Annotated in this window: 16 protein-coding genes; 9 read left to right on the top strand and 7 right to left on the bottom strand. The window is 68.6% G+C overall.

The window, feature by feature from the left end:
* Positions 1-8 precede the first annotated feature (8 nt).
* Together JL108_RS02980 and JL108_RS02975 are read left to right on the top strand one after the other, a co-directional pair.
* Positions 9-467 carry a MarR family winged helix-turn-helix transcriptional regulator gene (locus JL108_RS02980; protein ID WP_205196895.1) on the top strand — a complete coding sequence of 153 codons (459 nt, stop codon included), beginning with the start codon at positions 9-11 and terminating at the stop codon, positions 465-467.
* Entirely contained in the window at positions 460-2,007 is a 1,548-nt protein-coding gene (locus JL108_RS02975) for a DHA2 family efflux MFS transporter permease subunit (protein ID WP_205196893.1), read from the top strand. The genes JL108_RS02980 and JL108_RS02975 overlap by 8 nt, the downstream gene beginning before the upstream one ends.
* Positions 2,008-2,069: 62 nt before the next feature.
* On the opposite strand, the gene JL108_RS02970 is transcribed toward JL108_RS02975, so the two are convergent.
* The 3 genes from JL108_RS02970 to JL108_RS02960 all read right to left on the bottom strand — a co-directional run bounded on the left by JL108_RS02970 (position 2,070) and on the right by JL108_RS02960 (position 5,535).
* On the bottom strand, positions 2,070-3,797 hold the full coding sequence (locus JL108_RS02970; RefSeq protein ID WP_307837167.1) for a BCCT family transporter: 1,728 nt from the start codon (positions 3,795-3,797) through the stop codon (positions 2,070-2,072).
* Positions 3,798-3,875: 78 nt separating this feature from the next.
* A complete protein-coding gene (locus JL108_RS02965) occupies positions 3,876-4,640 on the bottom strand; it encodes an SDR family oxidoreductase (RefSeq protein WP_205196889.1) in 765 nt (254 codons plus the stop codon).
* Positions 4,641-4,656: 16 nt separating this feature from the next.
* Positions 4,657-5,535 (bottom strand): LysR family transcriptional regulator, encoded by an 879-nt coding sequence (locus JL108_RS02960; protein ID WP_205196887.1) that lies wholly within the window; start codon positions 5,533-5,535, stop codon positions 4,657-4,659.
* A 70-nt stretch (positions 5,536-5,605) separates the two neighbouring features.
* Between JL108_RS02960 and JL108_RS02955 the strand changes: the two genes are divergently transcribed.
* Genes JL108_RS02955 through JL108_RS02940 form a run of 4 tightly spaced genes read left to right on the top strand, consistent with a single transcriptional unit; the run spans position 5,606 to position 8,937 of the window.
* Positions 5,606-6,532: a YeiH family protein gene (locus JL108_RS02955; protein WP_205196885.1), complete on the top strand. Its 927-nt coding sequence runs from the start codon at positions 5,606-5,608 to the stop codon at positions 6,530-6,532.
* A gap of 53 nt (positions 6,533-6,585) precedes the next feature.
* Positions 6,586-7,836, top strand: coding sequence for a D-inositol-3-phosphate glycosyltransferase (mshA, locus tag JL108_RS02950; protein WP_307837166.1), 1,251 nt, complete (start codon positions 6,586-6,588; stop codon positions 7,834-7,836).
* Positions 7,833-8,330: a YbjN domain-containing protein gene (locus tag JL108_RS02945; protein WP_143911138.1), complete on the top strand. Its 498-nt coding sequence runs from the start codon at positions 7,833-7,835 to the stop codon at positions 8,328-8,330. The genes mshA and JL108_RS02945 overlap by 4 nt, the downstream gene beginning before the upstream one ends.
* Positions 8,331-8,361: 31 nt before the next feature.
* Positions 8,362-8,937 carry a DsbA family protein gene (locus JL108_RS02940; protein ID WP_185972909.1) on the top strand — a complete coding sequence of 192 codons (576 nt, stop codon included), beginning with the start codon at positions 8,362-8,364 and terminating at the stop codon, positions 8,935-8,937.
* A gap of 7 nt (positions 8,938-8,944) precedes the next feature.
* Here JL108_RS02940 and JL108_RS02935 read toward each other — a convergent pair whose 3' ends face one another.
* Complete coding sequence (locus JL108_RS02935) at positions 8,945-9,295, bottom strand: hypothetical protein (protein WP_205196884.1); 351 nt, start codon at positions 9,293-9,295, stop codon at positions 8,945-8,947.
* Positions 9,296-9,669: 374 nt separating this feature from the next.
* Here JL108_RS02935 and JL108_RS02930 point away from each other — a divergent pair, with 374 nt between their 5' ends.
* Positions 9,670-10,413: a phosphoglyceromutase gene (locus JL108_RS02930; protein WP_205196882.1), complete on the top strand. Its 744-nt coding sequence runs from the start codon at positions 9,670-9,672 to the stop codon at positions 10,411-10,413.
* Positions 10,414-10,531: 118 nt separating this feature from the next.
* Here the strand turns inward: JL108_RS02930 and JL108_RS02925 are convergent, their stop codons facing one another.
* The gene (locus JL108_RS02925) at positions 10,532-11,215 is read right to left on the bottom strand and encodes a response regulator transcription factor (RefSeq protein WP_205196880.1); all 684 of its coding nucleotides are present in this window, start codon (positions 11,213-11,215) and stop codon (positions 10,532-10,534) included.
* Positions 11,212-12,345: a cell wall metabolism sensor histidine kinase WalK gene (locus tag JL108_RS02920; RefSeq protein ID WP_205196878.1), complete on the bottom strand. Its 1,134-nt coding sequence runs from the start codon at positions 12,343-12,345 to the stop codon at positions 11,212-11,214. Before JL108_RS02920 ends, JL108_RS02925 begins: the two co-directional genes overlap by 4 nt.
* Positions 12,346-12,479: 134 nt before the next feature.
* On the opposite strand from JL108_RS02920, the gene phoU reads away from it, so the two are divergent.
* The gene (gene phoU / locus JL108_RS02915; RefSeq protein WP_143911144.1) at positions 12,480-13,130 is read left to right on the top strand and encodes a phosphate signaling complex protein PhoU; all 651 of its coding nucleotides are present in this window, start codon (positions 12,480-12,482) and stop codon (positions 13,128-13,130) included.
* A gap of 71 nt (positions 13,131-13,201) precedes the next feature.
* Here phoU and JL108_RS02910 read toward each other — a convergent pair whose 3' ends face one another.
* Positions 13,202-13,777, bottom strand: coding sequence for a hypothetical protein (locus JL108_RS02910; protein ID WP_205196876.1), 576 nt, complete (start codon positions 13,775-13,777; stop codon positions 13,202-13,204).
* A gap of 100 nt (positions 13,778-13,877) precedes the next feature.
* On the opposite strand from JL108_RS02910, the gene JL108_RS02905 reads away from it, so the two are divergent.
* Entirely contained in the window at positions 13,878-14,363 is a 486-nt protein-coding gene (locus JL108_RS02905) for a CarD family transcriptional regulator (RefSeq protein ID WP_143911146.1), read from the top strand.
* Positions 14,364-14,435 lie beyond the last annotated feature (72 nt).

Below are 14,435 nucleotides of genomic sequence, written 5' to 3'. Positions count from 1 at the left end.
ATTTTGGAGTGACTGAACTGGATGCCCGCGCTGCGGCGTTCTCGGACCTCGAGGCCTTCCTGAGCCGGGTATTCATCAATGCCGAGTCGGACGCCTATGAGGTCTTCCTCGCGATGGACCTGTCCTTCTCGCAGGCTCGGACCCTGTTCACCTTGGCCCAGACCGACGATCCCCTCCCGATCGGTGAGATCGCGCAGCTGGTTTCGCTGTCGGTCGCTTCGGCGGGCCGCAATGTGGATCAGCTCGTCAAGCTCGGCCTCGTCGAACGCGATGAATCCGAGCACGATCGCCGCGTCAAGCTCGTCGCGCTGACCACGAAGGGCCGGGACCTGGCGCGCGCGCATCTGGATGCCAAGCGTGGCTCCGTGCGCGCCATGCTCGACCAGCTCGAGCCCTCCCAGTGCGAGCAGCTCTCCGCCGCACTCGCTCCACTCCTCGATCTCACGAAAGACGATCTGCATGACTAATTCTCAGTCGGCACCGGAGTATCCCGACAAGATCGACGCCGCCGTCCTGAAGGTGGCCGGCGTCGTGGTGCTCGGTGCCATCATGTCCATCCTCGACATCACCGTCGTCAACGTCGCCCTGCCGACCTTCCAGACCGACTTCGGCACCGTCGACCATCCGCTGGCCTACTCCACCGTCGCGTGGACGGTCACGGCATACACGCTCGCCCTCGCGACCGTCATCCCGCTGACCGGGTGGGCGGCGGACCGGTTCGGCACCAAGCGGCTCTACATGACCGCCATCGCGCTCTTCACGATCGGATCGGTGCTCTGCGCGATGGCGTGGAGCATCGAGGCGCTCATCGCCTTCCGCGTCGTCCAGGGCCTCGGCGGCGGCATGCTCATGCCCCTCGGCATGACGATCATGACTCGCGCCGCCGGTCCGCAGCGTATGGGCCGCCTGATGGCCATCCTCGGTGTGCCGATGCTCCTCGGCCCGATCCTCGGCCCGATCCTCGGCGGCTGGCTGATCGATGCCGCCAGCTGGCACTGGGTCTTCCTCATCAACCTGCCCATCGGCCTGATCGCCATGGTCTACGCCTGGCGCGTGCTCGACGCCGACCGCCCCGAGCCGAGCGAGTCCTTCGATGTCGTCGGCATGCTGATGATGAGCCCCGGCCTCGCGTTGTTCCTGTTCGGGATCTCCTCGATCCCCGAGGAGGGCACGATCGCGGCCCCGCGGGTGTGGATCACCATGCTGGTCGGTGCGGCTCTGGTGATCGGATTCGTGTTCTACTCCTTCAAGCCCCAGCACCCGCTGCTGGACCTGAGGCTGTTCCGCAATCGCAATCTCACCGTCAGCATCATCACGATGTTCCTCTTCGGTGCCGCGTTCTTCGGCGGCCTGCTGCTCGTGCCCACGTACTTCCAGCAGGTGCGGGGCGAGAGTGTGCTGATGGCCGGTCTGCTGGTGGCACCGCAGGGCATCGGCGCGATGCTGACGATGCCCATCGCTGGCGCGCTCGCCGACCGCTTCCCGGTCGGCCGCATCGTGCCGGTCGGCCTGCTGCTCATCCTGATCGGCATGTTCGGGCTGACGCAGATCGAGGCGGACACCTCGTACGCCTTCCTCATCGGGACGCTGTTCGTCATGGGCCTGGGTATGGGCGCCACGATGATGCCGATCATGACCAGCGCGCTGCGGACGCTCACGCACCACGAGGTGGCCCGCGGTTCGACGCTGCTCAACATCACCCAGCAGATCGCGAGTTCGGTCGGCGTGGCGGTCATGTCGGTGCTGCTGACCAATGGTCTCAAGAGCAGCGATCTGGCCGGCCCGGCGATCGCCTCGCAGGCCGATCCCTCGCTCGTCGACCGCATCGGTGGACCCGCGGCGGTCGCCAAGGGCCTGTCCGATGCCGCCGAGGCCTTCGCCCACACCTACTGGGTGGCCCTCGCCATGGTGGCCGTGACGGTCGTCTCGGCGCTCTTCCTGCCCAGGAAGCGGGAAGCCAGCCGACTGCTCGATGACGAAGGGCAGCCGCCGGTCGTGATCCACTGACCGATGTCGACAGAACGCCCCGGGGAGCACCAGCTCTCCGGGGCGTTCTGCTGTCGACGGCGTCAGCTCTTGGGCTGATTGTCGTTGCCGTCGTCCTCTTCGGTCGATTCGAAGTCGTAGTCGTCGAGCGCGGTGGTGACGCGTTCGTCGACCTGATCGCCGAAGTGATCGTCGAAGTTCTCCGAGAGCTCGTCGACGACGTGCTCCGTGAGGGCCGGCGTGATCTGCTCGGAGAGCTCCAGCTGAAGCTCGCGTTGGCGTGCTCGCAGGCTCAGCCGGCGGATCTCGCGATGCTCGGTCTTCAACGCGCGATAGGTCGCGACGCACATGGCGATCATGACGAGGCTGAAGGGCACAGCCGTCAGGATCGCGCCGGTCTGCAGCGCTGTCAGTCCGCCGGCGAGCAGCAGGCCGATCGCCACCCCGCCCTCCAGGAAGGACCACATGACGCGGCTCCACGTGGGTGGCTCGGGGTGTCCGCCATGGCTGAGCATGTCGACCACGAGGGAGCCAGAATCCGAGGACGTGACGAAGAAGATGACGATCATGATGATCGCGACTCCGGACAGCAACGTGCCGAGCGGCAGGCTGTTCAGCATGTCGAACAGAGAGTTCTCGGCTGTGACGGTGCCGTCGGCATTGGTGAGTCCGCCCTCGGTGGCCTCCTTGTAGATGGCCGTGCCGCCCATCACGGTGAACCAGGCCATCGTCACCAGCACCGGCACGAGCATGACGCCCGCGACGAACTCGCGGACCGTGCGTCCGCGGGAGATGCGCGCGATGAACAGGCCGACGAAGGGGGACCAGGAGATCCACCAGCCCCAGTAGAAGGTGGTCCAGGCCGACTGCCACTCGATGCCGGCGGCTCCGGTCAGTGCGCCGGTGTCGAAGCTCAGCGGGATGAGGTTGAACAGGTAGTTGCCGATGTTCTGCACGAAGTCGCGCAGCAGGAAGAGGGTCGGGCCGAGGATCAGGACGGTGAGCATGAAGGCGCCCGCCAGTCCCAGGTTGATATTCGACAGCCACTTGATGCCGCGGCCGACGCCGCTGACCACCGAGAGCGTGGCCATCGCGGTGATGCCGATGATGAGCGCGACGCGATGCCAGTCGAGGACCTCCTCGAAGAGGCCGAGGTGCACGAGGCCGGCGGAGATCTGCTCCACGCCCAGGCCGAGCGAGGTGGCGACACCTGCGACGGTGCCGACGATCGCGAAGGCATCGATGGCATCGCCGATCCAGCCCTTGACCCGGTCGCCGAGCAGGGGTTCGAGGGCCCATCGCAGTGACACCGGGCGGCCCTTGCGGTGGATGGCGTAGGCCATGGCGAGGCCGACGACCACGTAGATGCCCCACGCGTGGAAGCCCCAGTGCAGGAAGACCTGCGACATCGCCCCGTCGACATTGCCGTCCGTGCCCGGCTTGGGATCGGAGACGAAGGTCAGCGGCTCCGAGGCGCCCGAGAACACCAGGCCGATGCCCATGCCGGCGGCGAAGAGCATCGAGAACCAGGCGAAGATGCCGAACTCGGGCTCGTCGTCGTCCTTGCCGAGGGTGATGTCACCGAAGCGTCCGGCACCCATCCAGACGGCGAAGATGACGAAGCCGGCGACGATCAGCACGTAGTACCAGCTCAGTCCGCTGACGACATTCGACTGCAGCGTGCCCAGGACATCGCCGACGGTGTTCGGGAAGATAATGCTCAGCGCGACGACGAGGCCGAGGAACCCCAGCGCCGGGTAGAACACGCCGCGACGCAGGGTCGCGACGCCGTCTTGTGTGGCTGTGGCCACGGTCACTCCTTGGAATTGAGGTAAAAACCGTGCCCCACTGTGGCATCGAGACGTGTGTGCTGCAAATCGGCTTGCCGCTCAGCGCGGCGTCAGCGGCCCCTTCGCGACCTTGTGCGCAGCAGCCTGGGCGACGGGTTTGACCACGATCAGATCGACGTTGACGTGGGCCGGTCGCGTGGCGATCCAGGCGATCGCGTCGGCGATGTCGGAGGCGAGCAGGGGCTGGTCGACTCCGGCGTAGACCTGATCGGCGCGGTCCTGGTCGCCGCGGAACCGCGTGAGGGAGAACTCCTCGGTGTGGACCATGCCCGGAGCCACCTCGCTGACCCGGATCGGTTCGCCGTTGAGCTCCAGGCGCAGGGTCTCGGTCATCACCGTGAGCGCGTGCTTGGCGGCCGTGTAGCCGCCTCCACCCTCGTAGGCGCGATGGCCCGCGGTCGAACTGATGTTGACGATCGTGCCGGTGCCGCTCGGGGCCGATCGGAGGGCGCCGATGAGAGCGCGCGTGACATTGAGCGTGCCGATGACGTTGATGTCGTACATCCGCCGCCAGTCCGCGGGGTCGCCGTCGACCACCGCTTCCAGTCCGACCGCGCCGCCGGCGTTGTTGACGAGCACGTCCAGGTGGGGGCCGACGGCCTCGGCCAGTTCGGCCACCGCGCCGGTGTCGGTGACATCGCAGGTGACCGCCGTCCCGCCGATCTCGGCGGCGAGCGTCTCGATGCGTTCGGTCCGGCGGGCGGCGCAGACAACGTGGAAGCCTTCGGCCGCGAGGGTCCGTGCCGTGGCGGCACCGATACCGCTGCTGGCGCCGGTGACGACGGCGACGCGTGGAGAGGTCATGGGGTCCATCGTCGCATCAGGTCTTCCCGGTGGCGATCAGCAACAGCGCCTCGGCGGTCGCGGACAGCCGGCGGTCCCATGACCACAGCACGGTCAGCGGGCGGCGCAGGTCCAGGTCGGTCGCGATCTCGACGAGTTCGCCGCGGTCGAGGTGCCCGCGCACCGCGCGCCGCGAGACCACGGCCGGTCCGATGCCGGCCTGCGCGGCGCCGATGAGGCTGGCGGTCGATCCGGCCTCCAGGGCCACGGTGGGCGTCATCCCCAGTGTGGCGTCGAAGGTGCGGCGAGTGCCGCTGCCCGGCTCACGCAGGACGAGCGGTTCGGCCGCCAGGTCGGCGGCCGTCACCGGCCGTTCGGTCTCCGCCCACCGGTGCCCGGGGGCGGCGACGACCGCGAGCGCGTCGATGCCGACTCGACGCGTGGCGAGATCGGTGGGGAGGTCGGCGGTCTCGATGAACCCGAGATCGGCCTCGCCACGGCGCACGCGATCGATGACATTCGTGCTGTTGACGACGTCGAGATGGGGTGCGGCATCGGGGCGGCGCGTCCGCAGCTCGCTCAGCCACGCGGGGACGAAGAAGCCCGCCACGGTGAGGCTCGCGGCGATCCACACATCGCGATCGTGGCCGCGGCGCAGGGCGTGCAGTCCGGCGGTCATGGCCTCGACCTGCTCCATGACGGCCGCGGCCCAGCCGGCCGCGGCTCGTCCGTCGGCGGTGAGACGGGATCCTCGGGCCGAGCGTTCCACCAGGGTGAGTCCCCACCGTGTCTCCAGCGACCGCAGCCGAGCGCTCGCGGCGGGCTGGGTGATCCCCAGCCGTTCGGCGGCCCGGCCGATGCTGCCGAGCTCGTCCACCGCGAGCAGGACCTCGGCGGCCTCGAGATCGGGAGTCATAGACACAGTTTATGACCCGGGGGCGATCGCGGGTCTACTGCGGGTGGCCGATCGCGTCGAGGCTGGACCCATGGCTCTCCCGCTCCGTCCGCTCCTGCCGCTCGCGGTGGTCGCGGTGGCGGCGCTCTTCCTCGACGGCGGCCCCGTCAGCCCGCTGATGCTGGCCCTGGTGGCCGGCGTGCTGTGCGCGCAGCTCCCGTGGTCCACCGCGTCGATCGAAGTGCTGGGCAAGACCACCCTGCGACTCGGCGTGGTGCTGCTCGGATTACGTCTCAGTGCCGATGTCGTCGCGCAGGTCGGCCTCGCGGGGATCGTCATCGTGGTGGCGACCATCGCCGCGACCTACATCGCGACACAACTGGTGGGCCGATGGCTCGGTGTCGAGGAGGATCTACGCACCCTGGTGGCCGTGGGCTTCTCGATCTGCGGCGCGGCTGCCATCGCCGGTGTCCAGGACCTCGTCCGCGCCCGTCGTGAGGCGGTGGCCCAAGCCGTCGCGATGGTGACGATCTTCGGCAGCGCCATGATCCTCATCGTGCCGGCGGTCACCCGACTCCTGGAACTGAGCGACCGGCAGGCCGCGGTCTGGGCCGGCGCGAGCGTGCACGAGGTGGCCCAGGTGGTCGCGGCGGCTTCGGCGGCCGCTCCGCTCGCCGTGGGGATCGCGGTCTCGGTCAAGTTGCTGCGCGTGGTGGCGCTGGCGCCGATGTCCTTGGTCGTCTCGCGGGCCGCGGGCGGGCCCCGTGGTGTGCCGTGGTTCGTCGTCGGCTTCGTCATCGCGGTCCTGATCCGGACGACCGGACTGCTGCCCGCGGGAGTCTTGGACCTCGCCGATCACGCGACCACAGCCCTGCTCGCGGCCGGCATGTTCGCGCTCGGCCTCGGCGTGCGGCTGAGCATGCTGGCACGCGGAACCGGCCGGCTCGCCGTACTCTCGGCCGTGAGCACAGGCGTTGCGGCGGGGGTGTCGTTCCTCCTCGTCGCCTGGCTGGTCTGAGAATGAGCCACCGCTCGGAGTGCCCTTCAGGGGCGATGCGCGAGAATGCCTAGGTGGATATCAGCCGAATCGCCATGCTGTCGGCGCACACGTCGCCGCTCGAGCAGCCCGGCACCGGCGACGCGGGAGGGATGAATGTCTACGTCCTGGAGCTCTCACGCCGGCTGGCGCAGCGCGGCGTCGCCGTGGACGTGTTCACCCGCGCCACGTCGCGACATCTCCCTCCGGTCCTCGACGCCGAGCCGGGCATCCGCGTGCATCACGTCGCGGCCGGGCCCTTCGACGGGCTGACCAAGAACGACCTCCCCGCTCAGCTGTGCTCCTTCGTCCGCGATGTGATGCGCGTCGATGTCGAGAACGGACCGGGGTACTTCGATCTCATCCACTCCCACTACTGGCTGTCCGGACAGGTCGGCACAGTGCTGCGCGAGCGCTGGGGCGTCCCCCTCGTGCACTCGATGCACACGATGGCCAAGGTCAAGAACGCCGCACTCGCCGACGGCGACTCTCCCGAGCCGATGGGCCGGGTGTGGGGCGAAGAGGAGATCGTCCGGCACGCGGACTGGCTCGTCGCCAATACCGATGAGGAACGACGCGAGCTGCTGGAGCTGTACGGAGCGGACCCGAGCCGCGTCGATGTCGTCCACCCCGGTGTCGACCTCGACGTCTTCAGCGCCCGCGACCGGGAAGCCGCCCGCGACCGGCTGGGGGTGGATCGAGAGACCCCGCTCATCGTCTTCGCCGGCCGCATCCAGCCGCTCAAGGCCCCTGATCTGGTCCTCAAGGCGGCCGCGCTCCTACGGCAGCGTCACGGCATCCCCGCCGAGGTGGCCGTCATCGGCGGGGCCTCGGGCAGCGGTCTGGAGCGTCCCACCGAACTGCAGGACTTGGCGCGGGAGCTCGGGATCGCCGACGGAGTCCGCTTCGTGCCGACCGTGGACCAGGCGAGGCTCGCGGATTGGTACGCCGCGGCGTCCGTCGTCTGCGTGCCGTCGTACAACGAGTCCTTCGGGTTGGTCGCGATCGAGGCGCAGGCATGCGGCACGCCGGTGGTCGCGGCACGGGTCGGCGGCCTCACCACGGCCGTCGCCGACGGCGTGACCGGCACGCTCGTCGACGACCACGACCCGTCGCAGTACGCCGCGGCTCTCGCTCCCTATCTGACCGACACCGGCCTGCGGACCACGGCCGGTGCCAAGGCCGTCGCCCATGCCGAGCTGTTCAGCTGGGAGGCCACCGCCGATCGCATGATCGCGTGCTACGAGGCGGCGGCGCGGTGGCGTCACGCGAAGGAGGCACGATGACCGCGTCCGTACACGAGACCATCGCCACGACGCTGGACGACGCCGGCCTGACCTGGGTGCGGCACGGCGAGGACGTCTTCGAGGTGGATCTTCCCGGGGAGCGCAAGCTCACCACGACCTGCCGGCTCGAGGTCGGCCGGCACGCGCTGAGTGTGCACGCCTTCGTGGCCCGGCACCCCGATGAGAACCACGAGGGGGTCTACCGGTGGCTGCTCGAACGCAATCTCAAGCTCTTCGGGGTGGCCTTCGCCGTCGACGCGGCGGGCGACATCTATCTCGATGGCAGGATGCCGCTGCACGCCGTCACGGCCGAGGAGCTGGACCGGCTGCTCGGCTCGGTGCTCACCTACTCCGACGAGTCCTTCAACACCATCCTCGAGCTCGGATTCGCCAGCTCCATCCGCAAGGAGTGGGCCTGGCGCGAGTCGCGGGGCGAGTCGACCCGCAATCTGGAGGCCTTCCGTCATCTGCGTCCTGCCGGCGGTGACGAGTGAACGCGCTGATCTCAGTCCAGGGGGTGGCACGGTGAAGGCGACGGTCTTCGTCGACGTGACCGATGCGTGGTCGTACATCGGTGCGGTGCGCTTCGAGCGGGCGGCGGCGATGTACACGATCCTGACCGGCGAGCCCATCGACATCGGCTATCGCGCGTGCTCCGTCCCCGGTGCGCCCCCGGCCGTCGAGGTCGCGCCTGCGGCGCGGATCAGCGGCATCGAGTTCAATCTCGACGAGATCGTCCCAGCCGACTCGACGGACGCCTGGCGGCTGCTGACCTGGGCCGTCGAGTCCGGCGACGACGTCCAGCGCGAGCTATTGCATCAGCTGTGGCGCGCGCACTTCCTCGAGGGAGCCGACATCGCCGACCACTTCGTGCTCGCGAGCCGTGCCGCCCTCTACGGACTGGATCTCGAGGCCGCCGACGGCCTGCTGGCGAGCACCGAGTATGCCGAGGATGTCGCGAAACAGCGGGCCACCGCCGAGCATCTGGGTGTCGAGGTGACCCCGTTCATCGTCGTCGACGCCTCACGGACCATCAGCGGCGTGCACTCGCAGGACGACTACCTGCAGGCGCTGCACCGCATCGCTCGCGACGAGGACTGACGGGTCCTCAGCGACGCAGCGGTCGCAGCGAGGTGGGTGCGGGGAACGGCAGCGGGTAGTAGATCTGCGGCGCGCCGACGGCGCCGCCGTCGTCCTGTTTGACCGTGATGACGTCCGCGGTCACCTCGGCGACCCGCACGCGCAGCCACCTGTCGTCCTCGACCTCGAGCTCGTACAGATCGGCCAGGTAGCCGATCCCGAGCTCATCGAGTGCGGCCTCCGCGGTCTCCCAGTCGACGATCCCGGTGCGCTCGCGACCGAGCAGGTCCACGGCTACGAACCCCTCGCCATCCATCCGGATCCATCCGAGGCGCTCGCCGTCACGTCCGCGATGATGCTCGATCCACGAGGAGTCCATGGGCCCAGCCTAGGACCACGCGAGGATGTGCTTCGGCGGCCACCGGGGCGATCACGCGAGCACCTCCTCCGTCGGCGGTGAGTGGTCAACCACCGCGTCGGTCGCCGGAGGAGCCGCCGCCCTCGTTAGGTGGTTGGTGAGTCACCACGATGTGGGGAGGCGCGATCGCGGTGCGTGATGAACCAGCAGAGGTGCCCACGTCGTTGACTGGCCACCGCGATGCGTCAGGACCGAATGCTGGTGAGCTGTCAACCATCGAGGCCCCAGGTAGGAGGTTGACAGCTCACCGCCCGGCTGAGGTGCCCGGCGGTCAGCGGGGCTCGTCCGTGGGAGACCTCAGGATGGGGAGCGGGGCCGACCACTAGGCTGGGGTCATGAGCACCCTCGTCCTGCTGCGTCACGGCCAGAGCGTCTGGAACGCCACGAATCAGTTCACCGGATGGGTCGACGTCGACCTCACCGAGCAGGGAGTCGCGGAAGCCGAGCGCGCTCCTGCGCTGCTCGCCGAGGCGGGCATCCTCCCCGATGTCCTGCACACCTCGCTGCTGCGGCGGGCGATCCGCACCGCCCAGATCACCCTCGACGGCATCGACCGGCACTGGATCCCGGTCAAGCGTTCCTGGCGCCTCAACGAGCGTCACTACGGAGCGCTGCAGGGCAAGGACAAGAAGGCCACGCTCGAGGAATTCGGCGAGGAGCAGTTCATGCTGTGGCGCCGGTCCTACGCGACTCCTCCTCCGCCGCTCGACGACGACTCGGAGTACAGCCAGGTGGGCGATGCGCGCTACGCGGAGCTCCCGCCGGAGCTGTTGCCGCGTACCGAGGCGCTCGCGCAGGTCATCGACCGGATGCTGCCGTACTGGTACGACCAGATCGTCCCCGATCTGCGCGACGGCAAGGTCGTGCTGGTGACCGCGCACGGCAACTCGTTGCGCGGTCTGGTCAAGCACCTGGACGGCCTGAGCGAGGAGGCGGTCGTGGGACTCAACATCCCCACCGGCATCCCGCTCGTCTACGACCTCGACGACGACCTGCGTCCCACCCAGCCCGGTGGACGCTACCTGGACCCGGACGCCGCCGCCGATGCGATCGCCGCGGTCGCCAACCAGGGCCGCTGATCCGTCTCGCCTCCGCTCCGGTGGGCGGTGAGTGATCCCGCACTTCAACGCTCTGAGTGCGGGATAGCCCACCGTCCATCGCGCGGGTGCGGGAGGACTCACCGCCCGGCGTCGGTGTTCAGCTGCCGTACTTGTAGCCGAGCCCGCGGACGGTCGTGAGGAGGACCGGCCGGGCAGGATCGTCCTCGATCTTGGCGCGCAGACGCTTGACGTGGACGTCGAGGGTCTTGGTATCACCGACATAGTCGGCTCCCCACACCCGGTCGATGAGCTGGCCGCGGGTCAGCACCCTGCCCGGATTGCGCAGGAAGTACTCCAGCAGCTCGAACTCCTTCAGCGGGAAGCGCACCTCCTCGCCGCCCACCGTGACGGTGTGCCGGTCGACATCCATGCGCACGGCACCCACCTGGAGTGCCGACTCGTCGGCGGCCTCTGGCGCCGGGATGCCGCGCCGCAGCACCGCCCTGATGCGCGCGAGGAGCTCGCGCGGCGAGTAGGGCTTGGTGACATAGTCGTCGGCCCCGAGCTCGAGGCCGACGACCTTGTCGACCTCGGTGTCCTTCGCGCTCACCATGATGATCGGGACGGCCGAGGTCTGCCGGATGTGCCGGCAGACCTCCGTGCCAGGCATGCCGGGCAGCATGAGGTCGAGCAGGACGATATCGGCGCCGCCGCGATCGAAGAGGTCGACGGCATCCGGGCCGGTCTCGGCCACCGCCACGTCGAAACCCTCCTTGCGCAGCACATAGGAGAGGGCCTCGCTGTAGGAGGCCTCATCCTCGACGATCAGGACCTTGGTCACATGTGCTCCTCTTCGAGTCCCGGCGCCGGCAGCACCAGGGTGAACGACGAGCCGACCCCCGGCTCGCTCCAGACTTCCACGGTGCCGCCGTTGCTGGCGGCGACATGCTTGACGATCGACAGCCCGAGTCCAGTGCCCCCGGTCGCCCGGGCCCGCGCCGGATCGACCCGGTAGAACCGCTCGAAGATCCGCTCGAGCTCCTCGTCGGGGATGCCGATGCCGGTATCCGACACGGTGATCCGCACGTCCTCCCCGGCGCGCTCCGCACTGATCGCGACTCGCCCACCGCGATCGCTGTAGGTGACCGCATTCTCCACCAGATTGCTGACCGCCGAATGCAGCTGTGCGCGGTCCCCGTAGACCGCGAGCTCGGTAAGCGAGTTCACCGTGATCTCGATCTCGCGGCCATCGGCGGCCGTGGTCGAGTGCTCGACCGCCTCGGCGATGAGCTCGTCGACCTTGACGACGGCCGTGTCGTCACTCGCGGTGTCGTTCTGGAGCCGGGAGAGGTCGATGATCTGCTGGACCAGACGCGTGAGGCGGTCGCTCTCGGCCCGCATGCGCGCCGAGAACCGCACGACCGCCTCGGGATCGTCGGCCGCCTCGCCGACCGCCTCGGCCAGCAGGTTGATCGCCCCGATCGGCGTCTTGAGCTCGTGACTCACATTGGCGACGAAGTCGCGGCGGATGGTCTCGACCTGCCGCTCACGGGTGCGGTCCTGGATGAGGACGAGACGTAGCGAACTCGTCAGCGGCGCGACGCGTGCATGGACATTGAGCGGTGCGCGGCGCCGCCGACGGATCATGAGATCGGCCTCCCGGACCTGCCCGTCGCGCTGCACGTCGCGAGCGAGCGCGGCCAGTTCGGGCGGGCGCAGCTCGTCGCCGGCGACCACGCCCAGCGCGATCGCCGGTGCCGACGCCTGGACGACGGTGTCCGAGCTGTCCAGGAGCACCGCCGAGGAGGACAGCACGGCGAGCACGTCCTCGACTCCCCGCGGGACGAGCGGCTCCTCGGAAGGAGGCAGCGTCTGCTGCCGTGACTCGCTGAATCGCCAGACCCACGCCAGCGCGGCTCCGAGGACGACTCCGAGCATCCCGACGATGACGTAGCTGGCGCTGGCTTCCACACCGACGATCGTAGGCCTGCCGTTCACCCGGTGTCCCCACGCCGGCCGTGGAGGCGGCAGGGTTTCGGCTGTCGTTCATGCGGCGTTCACCACGCGTCGCCGAGTGTTCACCCGCGCGGCGTACGGTCGGCTCCATGCGTGACCAGTACTACGAGCAGCTCGACCGGATCGTCGAGGACCTCGTCTCCCTCACCACCACCGTGCGTCGAGCCGTCGCCGAGTCGACGACGGCCCTCCTCGATGCCGATACGACCATCGCCGAGCGGGTCATCGACAGCGGCCGCGATGTCGACGAGCTCATCGACGAGGTCGAGGAACGCGCCTTCGTGGTGCTCGCCACGCAGCAGCCGGTGGCCTCGGACCTGCGGCAGGTCGTCGCTGCTCTGCGGATGCTGGCGGATCTGCAGCGGATGAACGCCCTGGCGGTGCACGTCAGCAAGGTCGCGCGACGGCGAATGCCGGAGTCGGCCGTTCCTCTCGCCGTGCAGCCCACGATCCGATCGATGGCCTCGGTGGCCGACTCGATGATCGACCAGGCCTCACGGATCGTCGCGAACCGCGATGTCACCGCCGCGGCTCGGCTGGAGCTCGAGGACGACACGATGGACCGGTTGCGCACCGAGCTGTTCCGCATCGTGCTCGACGACTCCTGGGACCACGGCCTCGAGCCGGCGATCGATCTGGCACTGCTGGGCCGCTACTACGAGCGGCTGGGGGACCACGCCGTCAACATGGCCCGGCGCGTGGTCTTCCTGGTCACCGGGGAGCTGCCGGTCTCCGGCTGAGCCCCTCCCACTCCACCGACGAGAACGGGCCGCCCCGAGGGGCGGCCCGTTCTGTCAGGTATCGGAAGAACTCACTCCGTGGATTCGAGGTCCGCGGCCTCGAGCTCGGCCAGCTGTTCGGGGCTCGGGGTCTGCGATTCCGTCGCGACCGAGGAGTACATCTCGCTTCGAGCGACGACCGGGACATTGAGCGAGACCTGCTGCCCGGATGAGAGATTGAGGGTCACCAGGGCGTAGCGACCCTCGACGACCTCGTCGTCCTCGACGATGATCTCGCCGTCGGCGCCCACCGGGGCCAGGAGCTCGGCGGTGAGCTCGATGCCATTGGGCAGGTCGACGAGCGTGGGAGTGCCCGACGGCGAGGCATTGACATCGGTGCCGCTGGAGGTGACCTCCACCGACTCGACGACCTGATCCTCCGCGCGGGCGAGCAGGGCGCCGGAGAAGGTGGCGGTGCCGTCGCCATTGTCGACGAACAGCCCGTTGTAGATCTGCACCGGCGCGTCGGTGTCGCGCAGGTTGGCGCCGATCGACTGCTGATACTGCTGGTTGGTCTGCGCGCTGAAGCTCGTTCCGCAGGCAGACAGCACGAGCGGGGAAGCGGCGACCAGGGCGATGGCGGCGATGCGGCGTCGTCGAAGGCTCACGGTGTGCATCGTATCGGAGGGCGTGGCCGGGGGCGAAAACGGCCGGGAAGTACGTCCGAAACCCGTGATATCCTGGATGTCGAGGAAAGGTGCAATGTCTATGGCTTTCACTGTCGGCGAAACCGTTGTGTATCCGAATCACGGCGCTGCAGTCATCGAAGACATCGAGACACGAACGATCAAGGGGGAGATCCGCGAGTACCTCGTTCTGAGAGTCCTGGCGCAGAACGACCTCGTCGTACGCGTCCCGGCGTGCAATGTCGATCTGGTCGGCGTGCGCGACGTGGTCGATGAGGCTGGTCTGGAGCGGGTGTTCTCGGTGCTGCGAGCCGAGCACGTCGAGGAGCCCACCAACTGGTCCCGCCGTTACAAGGCGAATCTGGAGAAGCTGCACTCCGGTGATGTGCTCAAGGTGGCCGAGGTCGTCCGCGACCTGTGGCGCCGCGACCACGAGCGTGGACTGTCGGCTGGTGAGAAGCGGATGCTCTCCAAGGCCCGCCAGATCCTCGTCTCGGAACTCGCGCTCGCGGAGAACACCAATGAGGACAAGGCCGAGACGCGACTGGACGAGGTTCTCGCGTCCTGAAGTGTCCTGACTGTCGAACGGCGCCGGATCAAGGGATCGGGCGCCGTTCGTCTTTTCTCATCACCCAGGTGA

Origin of the sequence: Aeromicrobium sp. YIM 150415 (assembly GCF_016918125.1) — a bacterium.
In the GTDB taxonomy this organism is placed as follows: Bacteria; Actinomycetota; Actinomycetes; order Propionibacteriales; family Nocardioidaceae; genus Aeromicrobium; species Aeromicrobium piscarium.
The sequence above is the reverse complement of the archived record's forward strand: the minus strand, read 5'-3'. Positions and strand labels throughout refer to the sequence as shown.